Genomic DNA, 13,265 nt, shown 5'->3' on the forward strand with positions numbered 1-13,265 from the left:
CACGCCCACTTCAACTATCAGAATTTTTTAAAGACGAGATGATTATAGCAAATACTCTTCATATTGAGAACTTCATCTTGATGAAGGGAATATGCCATTGTGGAAATATAAAAAAAGCTATCTTAAATGAAACGTTAAGATAGCTTTTGCACAGTTTAAAATGATTTTTCAGCCCATTCCATGGCTTCATAATATAAATGATCAATATCAACTAGTGGAATATTCAACTGTGTCGCTAGCTCTTCTAGACGTGGCCAATCTAACTTCCCTAGTGCGATACTAAACTCTAGATAGGGTGTCATATCCGTTTCAATGCCCAAAATGGTGCTCGTAATATCCTCTGAGAACGGTAATTGTTGTAAAATGACCTCTATAGGTCTTTGAAGCAACGTATCAATGAGTGAAAACATGCCTACTAAGAAATATTCTGAGAAATTCTTTTTGTAAGAAAGCTTCGCTAGCTTTTCACAAACCTTTGCTCGGAATAAAGATGTACACAGCACTTCTTTAAAAAGATCAGAATTGGCGTCTATATCGATTTCTCGCATGGCCAATAAATAGATCCATTTTCGTAAATTTGATACGCCCAGTAACACAATGGCTTGTTTAATGGAGCGTACCTTCGATTTAGATCGTTTAGATGAATTATTAATCATTTGTAATAATTTATACGTCAATGAAATATCTCGTTCGATATTTTCCGCTAATAATTGGATATTTGGCTCTTCTTCTTTTAATAAAGAGATGATGTGAATATATTGAATTGTATTCGCTGGAATGTCTGTTGCTCGTATTATTTGAGGTTGTTCAAAAAAATAACCTTGAAATAACACATAGCCAGAAGATTTAGCTACTTCAAACTGATGACGCGTTTCTACTTTCTCAGCGAGTAATTGAATGTTTGGAAACTTATCCTTTACTTTAACTTCAATTTCCATTCGTTTAACGATAGATGATGCTAAAAAATCAACCTTAATATAATCAATCTGCTCAAATAATTCATCATAAATTTCCACATGCTCATCCATAATAAAATCATCTAAAGCAATTTGGAACCCATGTTTTTTTAGCTCAATTACACGTTCCACTAACTGAGGAGTAAGCGGAACATCTTCTAGTATCTCAATCACAACCTGTGAAGGATTTAAAAATTCATGAATGGAGCTCATCAATAAGTTTTCAGTAAAATTAACAAAACCCGGTTTACCTTTTGTTACCTCTTCAAAACCAATTGAAAGAAATGAGTTCACAAGTACGTCAATCGTTGCTGCATCTGAATCGACCATTGGAAAGCCATTGACGTTTTTGCCACGATATAATAATTCATAAGCAACTACCTGCTCATGAAGATTAAAAATAGGCTGTCTGCCAATAAATACTTCCATTTCGCTGCCCCCATTTCTTCATATTCTAGTAATATATAGTATATCATTTTTACGACCTGTTGTTTATACTTCACACTAATTTAGTATGGTCACTATTAGACATATAACACAAGAAAGGACAGTCCTAGTGATGATCCATTGACCACTTTAGGACTGTCCTCATTATTTACCTACTCTAGATTTGATAGCACCAATAACTGCAGGCACAACTGATATAAAGATAATCAAAATAAGGACAACCGAGAAGTTATCTTTAATAATAGGAATATTACCAAAGAAATAACCTAGTAATGTACAGCTGAATACCCATAATATTGCACCAAAGATATTATAAAATAAGAAATAGCTATATTTCATTTTACTTGCACCCGCCACAAACGGGATAAATGTACGAATAAATGGCATGAAACGAGCTATAACAATCGTTTTCCCACCATGTGTATTAAAGAATTTTTCAGCTGCCTCCATACGTTCTTTTTTAACAACTCTTCCGAGGAGGCTCTTTGGAGGGATTGATGTTCCTACCTTATGACCAATATGATAGTTCATCGTATCTCCTAAAATAGCTGCTGCTAAAAATACAGGAATTAAAATCCACATATCAAAGGCACCCATTGCAGCTGCTAATGTTCCACTTGCAAATAGCAATGAATCACCAGGTAGGAATGGGAAAATGACAACGCCTGTCTCTACAAAAACAATCGCAAATAAAATCAGATAACTCCAATTGCCAAAATCACGAATAATTTCTTCTAAATGCACATCGATATGCACAATAAAGCTTATTAACTCCTTAATGAGTTCTAACATGTTTTTGTATGCTCTCTTTCAATAGTATTTTTACCTAAAAGCTTTGACGTAGCTTCACATCAAAGGGTTCCAGTTTTGTACGTCTTTTTACATTACTTCCTCACTATATGACAAGCTCTTGAAAAGTATGTAGAAGATTTCACATGTTTGATTTTATCACTTACAGACAACTACTCTCAACTGATTTTACTATTATACGAATAATGTACATAAAAAAAAGCTACCATTTTTCAATAGTAGCTATACTCGTTTAAACTTTTTCTTTTAATGAACGTCGTAATATTTTCCCTGTCGTGTTTTTCGGAAGTTCATCCAGTATCTCAATCATCTTTGGCACCTTGTATTTCACCATATGCTTGGCACAATAAGATAGCAGATCTTCTGTCGTAGTGGCTGCTACTTCTTTTAACACAACATATGCATGTACAGCTTCCCCTAAGTTAGGATCTGGAAAGCCTACCACCGCCGCCTCTACAATATTATTATGGGCAAACAGCACTTCCTCAACCTCACGAGGATAAACATTAAAGCCACCTACAATAATCATATCTTTTTTGCGATCGACAATGTAAAAATAGCCTTCTTCATCTACCCTAGCTAAATCCCCTGTATAGAGCCAGCCGTCGCGAATGGCCATGGCCGTTTCTTCAGGCATTTTATAGTAACCCTTCATCACATTAGGGCCACGTACAATCAGCTCGCCAACTTCGCCAACAGGTACTTCCTGACCGTTCACATCAACCACTCTATTCTCCACATTGCTTATCGATGTACCGATAGAGCCAGCTTTTCGATCACGATCAAGTGGATTAAAGCATGTAACAGGCGAAGCTTCCGATAAGCCGTATCCCTCTGACACACGCACATTAAATTTCTGTTCGAAATTATGTAAGAGTGCAACAGGTAAAGATGCCCCACCTGAAATGGCCAAACGAATTGTCGAGAAATCTTCAGGATCACCTTCAGGTAATTGATACAAGAAATTATACATGGTTGGAACACCAGCAAATACCGTTGCTTTTTGCTCTCTCGCTAAAGCAAAAATTTCAGTAGGGCTAAAGCGAGGTGTAAGTAAAACTGTTGCTCCGCTTAATAAAGGCGCATTGACCACAACCGTTAAGGCAAATACATGAAACACTGGTAATGTAGCAATGACGCGATCATCTGCCTTGATTCCTAAATAATGGGCAACATCACGAGCATTTGAATACACATTGCCATGTGTCAGCATAGCACCCTTTGGACTACCTGTAGTTCCTGAAGTGTATAAAATAATAGCATTGTCATTATCTGCAACTTCCACAGGCTCTAAAGATTCAGCAGCAGTGGCAATGACCTGTGTAAATAAATGCGTTTTTTCTTGTGCTTGCGGTGATAACGCTGCCATTTTTTCCGCTATATCTGGCGTGGTTTCACAAACTATAAATGTGCTTACTTGTGGAAATGCTTGTACACCCTTTTCAACTAATGGAAGCAAAGCGTCGAGTGCAATGACTGCTTTTACATCCCCGTTATGCAAAATATAAGAAATTTCATCTGGTGTATAGATTGGGTTAACTGGTATTGCTGTTGCCCCTAAACGCATTGTTGCATACAAGGCAATTAAATAGTGTGGCGTATTGCCGAGTAAAAACGCCACATGGTCCCCTTTTTCAACACCTAAATCTTGTAATCCCTTTGCAAAACGACCAACTGTATGCTCAAATTCCCCGTAAGTTGTATCTTTCCCCATAAAATGATACGCAACTTTTTCCGGCTGCTCTGTTGCCTGTTGGCGAACACGTGAAACTAAATTCAATTACACCATCCCCTTATCGTATAAAATGAATCGTTATTCAGTAATATTATATAAGAAATGTATCTAAAAGACAATGAATCTTTTTATTTCATGTCATAAATTACGTTAAATAATTCATTTTTTTCTCTTTTAAACAAAGACATCATGAGCGGATATGTGAGATGTAACGCCAACGAATTAAATAAAAGTAAACTACTTGTATTAACACAAAGAAGCCAAAAGCAAAGAATACTTCTTTTACAATCGAAATATTTGCTATGTCTCTCAAAATACCTTGTACCATTAGAAAAGCAAAGGCACTATGCATCATTGCAACACCCCAAGGCAAAAAGAATTGAGGAAATAAATGACGATTAACAAGCTTTTTCAGCTCCGCATCAGTTAAGCCCATGCGCTTTAACACATCAAATTTACGCTTTTCACGTTCAAGTGATGTATGCAATTTAAAATAGATAAAGCTCCCAGCCGCAAGTAAAAATACAGTGGCAACCAATACACCCACTAAAGTAAATAATGAGTAGGTAGCTAGTATATAAGAATAATTTAATCCTGCATTTTCAAAGTAAAATGGACTAAATTTATCCTTTTTAAGAAAATATAAATTGGATTCTAGATGGTCTATAGCCCTCCCGATATCTTTTGTTTCCATCCATTGTGGTATAACGAATGTAAATAGATGATAACTAGGTTGAATAATATCTTGATCAGAGATCGGATGAATCAGCTTTGCGAAGTCCTCATCACTAATGACAATTGAATTGACACTTACAATTGAACCTGGAAACACTATTTTTGGATAGACACTATCGATGGTAATCGGAATATTATTCTCTTCTAAAACGGTGTGCACAATTCTATTTTTTAATTTTTTTAACGAATCCTCTGAATAAGGGATAAATACTGCCTCACCAGCTCCCAGGTTCAGTAATGGATAACTATACGAAGAAAGCAAAACATTCATATCGGACTCTCGAAATACCTCCACTTCATTTCGAGTGAAAGAAGAGGTTTGCTTCACTACAATAAAACGGGACAGCTGATAAGATAAACCTTTCTCCTCTAATTGCAGTCGCAATGAATTGATATGCTCTCGCTCAAATGGATTATCCACATCTCCTTTATAAACCAGCCCTAATGGATTTAAGCGATCATATTGAGTTGTATAGGAGGACATAGTCGCTAAAACGCCCACAGACAAAAAGGCAAGTGTTGATACCATCGTAACAACGAAAAACATTTTCACATTATCCATCATAATATGGGTTTGTTCAGCTAGTGAGAGAAGACGGTAACGTTGCCAATGAAACTTGCGTTTTCCACGTGCTAAATCTAAAAAGCACGGGACGGAATCACTGAAAAAATAATATGTGCCGAATGTTGCTGAAAATGGTATTAATAAAGTTAGCCAGATGAATGCCGTATGTCCTACAACAAACGCTAAAATATACGTCGTTAAAATTAAAGCAATACCGTAAATAGCTCGGATTTTGGAATAGGTTGTTAAGCTATTTACATAATCACTGCCTTTAATAAGATCTCGTAATTTTCTCTCTCGTGTAAAATACACACTAATAAATGAAATGACGACAAACGCACTTGTAAAAACACCAATTGTTAGTAAAAACGGCTGCCAGGAAACATATAATGGTAATTCATCTAAATGCAAAATTTCTCGTACGATCATAAAAAAGAATTTTGAAAACGAGAAGCCAAACACGATACCTACAATAATAGAGCCTGACCCAATAATCATTGTCTCTAAAAAGACAAGTCTATTCATCTGGCGCTTTTCCATTCCTAAATGCAATAAAATGGCGAATTCATGGGATCTTGCCTCTAAAAAGGCACTCATGGAATAATACAAAAAGAATAATGTAAAGAGGACGAGAACAATTTCAGCACCCACCATCCCGATAAGTGATACCTCTCCTAATATCCCGCGCTCAATATCAGGATGAAACATTAGCATTGAATAGATAAAAAATACAGCCACAGAAAAAAAGCTTGCCATGAAAAAGGCACCATATATCCGGCTGTTCCGCACGACATTACGGTAAGCGAATTGTCGAAAGGTCACCTACTTGCCCTCCTCCTAGTAAGCTCAAAACATTTAATATACGTTGGAAAAACATTTGACGACGATCATCTCGATAAATTTCATTGAAAAATTCACCGTCTTTAATGAACAACACCCGATCACAATAGCTAGCTGCAATCGGATCATGTGTGACCATTACAATCGTCGTTTGTTTATCCTGATTGACTTTTGTTAGCAGTTCGAGCACATCACGTGAAGAATTCGAATCTAAATTACCCGTAGGCTCATCCGCTAAAATCAGACTCGGATTATGGATAAGTGCTCGACCAATAGCCGTTCTTTGTGCCTGTCCACCAGATATTTCATTTGGACGTCTATGAAGGAAAGAAGTTAAGTCGAGCTTTTCTACAATACTAGCTAGACGTTCCTCCATTACTTCTAAAGGCTGTTGGTCTAATGTTAGTGGCAGCACGATATTTTCCTCGACCGTTAGCATGTGCAAAAGATTGAAATCCTGAAACACAAAACCGAGCTGTCTTCTTCTGAAGTAAGCAAGCTCAGTTGCATTTAATTTATGTGGATTCATGCCATCCAGTATGATTTCACCGCTAGTAGGCTCATCAATTGTCGAGATAATATTCAGCAAGGTCGTTTTGCCACTTCCGGAAGGTCCCATAACAGCTAAAAACTCCCCTTCTTCTACATCAAAGCTCAACTGATTTAATGCCCTATGTGTCACTTTACCTTCATATACTTTTGTCACATCTTTAATTTGTAAAATAGGCATACGTCATTCACCTTATTTCTTCATTAATTCTAAGGATTGTGGTAAAAGCCACTGTAATACGACCTCAAAGCCGATTTGAAAATGAGGCTCTGTTAATGTCAGAACGGACTCTTCCTCTACTAAACTAAAGCAATGCTCCCCAACAATCACATCCCAAGCATCTATTTCTCCCTCTAGGATCTCACCGCACACAGTATAATACCCACTGTACATCATCTGTTGACCTTCGATAGGAAATGCATTCAATAATGTAGGTTGCTGTAAGTTTAACCCAAGCTTATTTGAAAAATGCAATAGTTCTTCATCGAGCCTCTCATTTGCCTTCAAGAAATTTTGATAAGCAAAATGATCCCCCTCTTGCATTTGTGTCATATAAAGAGCTTTTGTTTTCTCCTTATCAATAGTTAATACCCAATCTTCTATACGTACTTCTCCCATCCTAGCGCCCCCTAATTTGTAAATGTCACTGTCACAATTGTCCCTTTTCCTACCTCTGATGTAATAGCCAATTCATGTCCTAGCTTTTCACAGATTTCTTTGGCTAAATAAAGGCCCATCCCAGTAGATTCCCCTGTTTTCCGCCCATTTTCACCAGTAAAAAAGGCTTTTGTAACACGTGAAAGATCGGAAGCTGGAATCCCAATTCCCTCATCGCAAATGGCTAGCTGTACATAGTCATCCTTTTCAATGGCAGAAATCACAATTTTTTTATTGCTTTCAAACGTGTATTTCACCGCATTTGTAATAAATTGGCCAAGAATGAAGCGAAGCCATTTCGAATCACTGGCAACAATAAGATCATCCTCAATATGAATTTCTGGGAAAACTCTTTTCGTAATAAATAAACGTTTATTTTCATTAACAGTTGCAGTGACAATTGCTTTCAACGCAACCTGTTCCACTTGCATATCATCCTCAAAATTTTCTAAACGTGCATTAACAAGCACCATGTCCAAGCCTCTACGTAAACGATCAATTTCCTCCTGTACGTTCTTTTTATCAAGAGGTCGGTCATCCTGTAATAATAATTCAATGACTGAAATAGGTGTTTTCATTTGATGCACCCATTGGTTCATAAACTGATCATGTCTTTTTTGACTTGCATATAGCGCATGCAGCTCATGCTGATAAAGGCGATACAACTCGTGCATGTACTTTTCGGTTTGCATAGCTTCTGGCGTTTTTGCGTTTTTTTGTAGCACATCCTCCATTGCTGTTGGGAGATGAGTGATTTTCATCAAATAACGTTGGCGCATTAAATAACGCACAAGTAAAAATGAAGCTAATAAGACAAGGCTAATACAGAAGGAATAAATAGCTGTATCAATATTTCGAAAGCCATCTAGCATATAAATGACCATAATGAAGCCAACTAATAAGAGCTGGAACACAATAAATGATGCATAGTCACGTAAGAATAATTTCCAGCCCACTATAGCTCACCTGCGCTTAATATGAACCGATAGCCCGCACCACGTACAGTTTCAATTGTTGATGCTATGTGATAATCTGCTAACTTTTTTCGTACGCGCGTCATATTAACATTCAACGTGTTCTCATCGACAAATGCCTGATCGTCCCAGAGTTCCTCTAGTAGCTGTTCACGCGTCACGACTTTCGGTGCATTTCCCATAAGCAGCTCTAAAATGATGCATTCTTTTTTCTGAAGTGGAATTTCTAAATCATTTTTATGTAGCTCCATTCTTTCTAAATGAAGTACAAGCTGTCCTTGCTTGATTGTCCGTTCCTCTTGCCTTGCTGCATACTCACCATATGTACGGCGTAGATGACTACGGATTTTAGCCAAAACAATTTCATAGTTAAATGGCTTGGTAATGAAATCGTCGCCCCCATTTTCAAGCGCAAAAATTTGGTCCATTTCTCCAGAGCGAGCAGAAATGAAAATAATCGGGCATGTTGTAAGCTGGCGTAGCTGGCGACACCAATAATAGCCGTCATAAGCAGGTAAATTTATATCAAGCAGCACCATATGTGGATTAAATGCTGTAAATTCTTCGATGAGATGATCAAATTCTTGAATTGTTGCAACTTCGTATTGATATTTTCTAAGCGTTTCCGCTAGTAATGATGCAATCTTGACATCATCTTCTACTATGAATATTCGATGCTTTTCCATATCAACACTCCTTTCTTTCTATATTGTATCAAAAAAAGGTTCGACGACATAATTGTCAGCGAACCTTTAGGCTAAAACATTACACGAAACCGTATTTTCCTTAATAAATTAATTGTAAAAAGTCCTCAGTTGAAATTCCACCAAAATATGTAGGAATATCGATATCTGCTAATGCCTTAGCAATGGCAGCTCTATCATAGTTTGTCCCAACTAAAAGCTGTTCTATATCAGCCATATCCCCTACACCAAAGAAGTCACCAAAAATATGTGCCTCTTCAATCACACCATGATTAACTTCTAGGCGGATATCAATGCCACCTGTTGGGAAACGATGTGTTTTTTGAATATTAAAGCGTGGTGATTTCCCAAAATTCCACTCCCATGTTTGATAACGCTCTGCGGATAACTTGTGTATATTTGCCCAATCTTCCTCTGTTAACTCATAATAGCGAATATTTTCTTCCCCACCGAAAATGGATTTCAAAACTTCAAGACGGAATTCTTCTACTGTCATTTGTTCTTTTAAAAACTCCGAAATATTTGCTACTCGTGAACGGATGGATTTGATACCTTTTGATTCAATCTTATCTTTTTTGACTTTCAAAGCTGACACTACTGCATCAATTTCTGTATCAAACATTAATGTGCCGTGACTGAACATACGTCCTTTTGTAGAGAACTGAGCATTTCCAGAAACCTTTCGCCCTTCTGCTAGAATATCATTACGCCCTGAAAGCTCAGCATTGACACCCATTTTAGCTAGAGCATCTACTACTGGCTGTGTGAATTTTTTATAATTCATAAAGCTATTACCATCATCATTTGTAATAAAGCTGAAGTTAAGATTCCCTAAATCATGATAGACAGCACCACCACCTGATAAACGACGCACAACAATAATGCCATTGTCCTCTACGTAGTCTGTATTGATTTCTTCAACTGTATTTTGGTTTTTACCGATAATAATGGACGGTTGGTTAATATAAAAAAGAAGCACTGGCTCTTTCTCAACGTCCATTGTTTTTAATAAATACTCCTCAATAGCAAGGTTAATACGTGGATCATGGATCCCTTTATTATCAACGAAAATCATAGTTCACATTTCCTCCTTCACAAATTATCCATATTTATTTTAACGTAAATTAGGCATTTTGTGTTGACGAAAAGCATCTGTTATAATACACTAGGAAATATCAAAACAGTAATAGTACAGATGAACTTAAAGGAGGAGTCCACAATGTTAGAAAACGTAGTTGAATTTTTCAAGAATTTACCTGCAAAGCAATGTACTGAGTGCGGTGAAAAAATGGAAGAACAAAGCGAATGCTACAGCAACACTTGTGAAAAATGTAACCACCTATAAGCATTTGCCTATACTGTAATTTGTCATATACGTGCCCCACACGTAGCAATCATGACACACTTCATCACATTTTGATGAACCCTTAATTAAATCTCTTACACTTACAAAAACAACAGCTGATACGCTCACATCAGCTGTTGTTTTATGTTATTGAAAAAAGGTGGTGTCAAGGGCGAGGGATTACTTTCCGTTCCGTCAGCGTCCTTTCCAAGGGGTGTCCGATGAGCCGCTTCACTCACTGCGTTCGCTCCAATCAAGCATGTGGAGAAGTGCTGCGTGACAACACCCCTCTATAAAATGAGTAGTGAACATCTTCCCTTGAACCTTTGCTAAAAAGTTAACATTTTTATAGATTGGCGTGGAAGGCTACTTGACTCCCGTGGGATAGCGAGACAGGCGAGCCTCTAAACGGAGCGGTTGCGGAGGAAGCAGCTCGCCCACAGGAAAGCCAACGGAAATCTATTTTCACCTTTCACAACTATGCTATTGATGGTTTTGTTTTTATTTATATAGAGAGATATTGTGCATTTAGTGGAGACTCCAATAGGGCTAGCGTGCAAGGAAAACGCCAATTCATAGAGAAAACCAATAGTTGCCTATATATCCTTTTACCAAAAGAAGCACTCACCGAATAGTCGATGAGTGCTTCAAGTGTATTATTAGTTTTCTTCTGCTACTTTAGAGTAACGTTTGTTGTGAAGTAGCATGAAGTAACCGAATGTAATGGCTAAGAATGCTACTAAGAATCCAGCTAGAACACCATAGTTTTGCATTAAGAATGTCATATCGCCAGTTGAAATACTTGATTTAAATGCTTGAACCGTATATGTCATTGGTAAAAGCTTGTTAAATACTTGTAATGGTGATGGAATTAATTCTAGTGGGAACGTACCTGCACTTGTTGTTAATTGTAAAATTAACACAACAATTGCGATGAAACGTCCTGGATCACCAAAGATCGAAACAAGCATTTGAATTAAGGCTAAAAATACATAGCTTGTTAATAATGCCGTTATGATAAAGTAGCCCATGTTATTTACTTCAAGTCCTAGACCCCATTTTACAATACCTACTGTTAGTAATGTTTGCACTAAACCTACAACGGCTAATACAGTCACTTTACTTGTAAACCAAGCTGCACCATTTTTTGGTCGGATAGCTGGTTCAACAAATGGGAACACAATCGAAATTAATAATGCCCCTACGAATAAGCCAAGAGAAATGAAGTATGGTGCAAAACCTGTACCATAGTTTGGAACATGGTTTACAGACTCTTTTTCAACCTCTACTGGACTACCTACCATATCATACGTGTCTTGATTTGCTTTGACCTCATTTGCTTTTTCACTAGCCTCACCTAGTTTGCTAGATAACGTTGTCGTACCATCTGCAAGCTCTGTAGAACCATCTGCAAGTGTTGCGGAACCTTGTGCTAGCTCACCAGATTTCGAAGCAAGCGTAGAAGTACCTTGATTTAATGTTGTTGTACCATTTGCTAATTCATTTAATCCAGATGCTAATGTTTTTGAACCTGTTACAGCTGTATTCACACCTGCATGTAGTTCACCTAATTTTGTAGCTAATGTCGCATTACCTGCTTGTAGACCTTTTGCACCTTCCATTAAAGCATTGCTTTTAGCCGTTAATGCGTTTGCACCAGCTAATACTTCTGCCTGACCTGCTGCAATTTGACTTGCACCAGAGCTTACTTGATTAGCACCAGCCTGTAATTTTTCTGTACCAGCAGATAAAGATGTTAAGCCGTTATGCACGCTAGCACTACCAGCTTGCAGCTCTGCTAATGTTTGCTTTAATGCTGCTGCTTGTTCCTCAGGCATTGAAGCCATCATCGTTTGTAATTGGCTAGATAAGGCTGTAATGCCTGCCTCCACTTTCGCAGAACCAGCTGTTAATTGGTTGGCTGCACCATTTAATGCACCTGCATTTTCAGCAATAGAAGCTGCGCCTGCACTAATTTGTTGTTGTTTATCGTTTAAAGTGTTTAAACCTGCCCCAACTTTTGCAACACCTTGAGTATATTGTGATAACCCTTGTTCAAGACTAGTTGCACCATTTGCTGCTTGCTGTGCACCTTGTTGTAATTGGACAGTACCATCTTGTAGTTTGACTAAACCGCTTGATAAATCATTCGCACCTTTCGCAGCATCTCCAGCACCTTTTGTCAGTTTATCTGTCCCATTCGACAGTTCAACTGTGCTTGAAGCTAATTGCTCTAGATAGCCTTTTAAATCTTTTGCACCATTTGCTACTTTTTGTGCACCCTCATCTAACTTATTCGAGCCATCAGCTGCCTCTGTAAAGCCATCTCCAAGTGTTGCAATGGAATCAAATAATTTTTCAGCATACGTTGCTGATACTTGTGAATTTACTTCAGCACGGACACGATCCATTGCAGTCTCACCAATTTGAGCACCAAGGAAGTTAAGACCTTCATTTGGAATGTAGTTCATCACTAATTTCGAAGGTTTGTCATCTAATAATGTTGTAGCATGCTCAGAGAAATTTGTTGGAATTTCTAAAATCATATAATAATCACGACTATTTAAGCCTTTTTCAGCTTCATCTTTTGAAACCTCTATAAAGTTAAATTGTTCGCTATCTATCAATTTATCAACTAAGGTATCCCCCAAGTCTAATTTAACGCCATCCATCTCAGCACCAGTATCCTCATTAACTACAGCTACTGGGAGATTAGGAAGCCCTGCATAAGGATCCCAAAACGCCCATAAAAACATACCTGCATACATTACTGGAATAAATAATACAGCAATGATTGAAACAAGCATTTTTCTTGTTTTAAAGATCTTCAGCCACTCAGCTTTAATCATATAATATCCTCACTCCTAAACTATTTGACCGAAAACGTCATTTGGTCATTTTCATTCAAAAAAAATAGTCAACCTCGGCAATTTTGCAAAAAGACACT

General features: G+C 37.5%; 11 protein-coding genes. 1 reads left to right on the plus strand and 10 read right to left on the minus strand.

The genetic code is table 11. The annotated features are described in order from the left end of the window. Nucleotides 1-155 precede the first annotated feature (155 nt). The 9 genes from CRI88_RS10295 to CRI88_RS10335 form a co-directional block, all read right to left on the minus strand. A complete protein-coding gene (locus tag CRI88_RS10295) occupies nucleotides 156-1,385 on the minus strand; it encodes an EAL and HDOD domain-containing protein (protein ID WP_101966576.1) in 1,230 nt (409 codons plus the stop codon). A 162-nt stretch (nucleotides 1,386-1,547) separates the two neighbouring features. After that, the gene (locus CRI88_RS10300; protein WP_036128018.1) at nucleotides 1,548-2,195 is read right to left on the minus strand and encodes a VTT domain-containing protein; all 648 of its coding nucleotides are present in this window, start codon (nucleotides 2,193-2,195) and stop codon (nucleotides 1,548-1,550) included. A 250-nt stretch (nucleotides 2,196-2,445) separates the two neighbouring features. Continuing rightward, complete coding sequence (locus CRI88_RS10305) at nucleotides 2,446-3,993, minus strand: fatty acid--CoA ligase family protein (protein WP_089933886.1); 1,548 nt, start codon at nucleotides 3,991-3,993, stop codon at nucleotides 2,446-2,448. 142 nt (nucleotides 3,994-4,135) lie between these two features. Next, nucleotides 4,136-6,070: an FtsX-like permease family protein gene (locus CRI88_RS10310; RefSeq protein ID WP_036128024.1), complete on the minus strand. Its 1,935-nt coding sequence runs from the start codon at nucleotides 6,068-6,070 to the stop codon at nucleotides 4,136-4,138. Continuing rightward, nucleotides 6,042-6,818, minus strand: a complete 777-nt coding sequence (locus CRI88_RS10315; protein WP_036128027.1) for an ABC transporter ATP-binding protein — start codon at nucleotides 6,816-6,818, stop codon at nucleotides 6,042-6,044. Before CRI88_RS10315 ends, CRI88_RS10310 begins: the two co-directional genes overlap by 29 nt. 12 nt (nucleotides 6,819-6,830) lie before the next feature. Further along, on the minus strand, nucleotides 6,831-7,256 hold the full coding sequence (locus CRI88_RS10320) for a hypothetical protein (RefSeq protein ID WP_036128029.1): 426 nt from the start codon (nucleotides 7,254-7,256) through the stop codon (nucleotides 6,831-6,833). 11 nt (nucleotides 7,257-7,267) lie between these two features. Next, nucleotides 7,268-8,251 (minus strand): sensor histidine kinase, encoded by a 984-nt coding sequence (locus CRI88_RS10325; RefSeq protein WP_036128032.1) that lies wholly within the window; start codon nucleotides 8,249-8,251, stop codon nucleotides 7,268-7,270. Further along, nucleotides 8,251-8,955, minus strand: coding sequence for a response regulator transcription factor (locus CRI88_RS10330; RefSeq protein WP_036128035.1), 705 nt, complete (start codon nucleotides 8,953-8,955; stop codon nucleotides 8,251-8,253). Before CRI88_RS10330 ends, CRI88_RS10325 begins: the two co-directional genes overlap by 1 nt. 100 nt (nucleotides 8,956-9,055) lie before the next feature. After that, nucleotides 9,056-10,048 (minus strand): lipoate--protein ligase, encoded by a 993-nt coding sequence (locus tag CRI88_RS10335; RefSeq protein WP_036128038.1) that lies wholly within the window; start codon nucleotides 10,046-10,048, stop codon nucleotides 9,056-9,058. Between the two features lie 144 nt (nucleotides 10,049-10,192). Here CRI88_RS10335 and yhfH point away from each other — a divergent pair, with 144 nt between their 5' ends. Continuing rightward, nucleotides 10,193-10,318 (plus strand): protein YhfH, encoded by a 126-nt coding sequence (yhfH, locus tag CRI88_RS10340; protein ID WP_004230455.1) that lies wholly within the window; start codon nucleotides 10,193-10,195, stop codon nucleotides 10,316-10,318. A 659-nt stretch (nucleotides 10,319-10,977) separates the two neighbouring features. Here the strand turns inward: yhfH and CRI88_RS10345 are convergent. Next, complete coding sequence (locus CRI88_RS10345; RefSeq protein WP_058845222.1) at nucleotides 10,978-13,167, minus strand: YhgE/Pip domain-containing protein; 2,190 nt, start codon at nucleotides 13,165-13,167, stop codon at nucleotides 10,978-10,980. Between the last annotated feature and the right edge of the window lie 98 nt (nucleotides 13,168-13,265).

Origin of the sequence: Lysinibacillus fusiformis, assembly GCF_002845985.1 — a bacterium.
Lineage (GTDB): Bacteria > Bacillota > Bacilli > Bacillales_A > Planococcaceae > Lysinibacillus > Lysinibacillus fusiformis_D.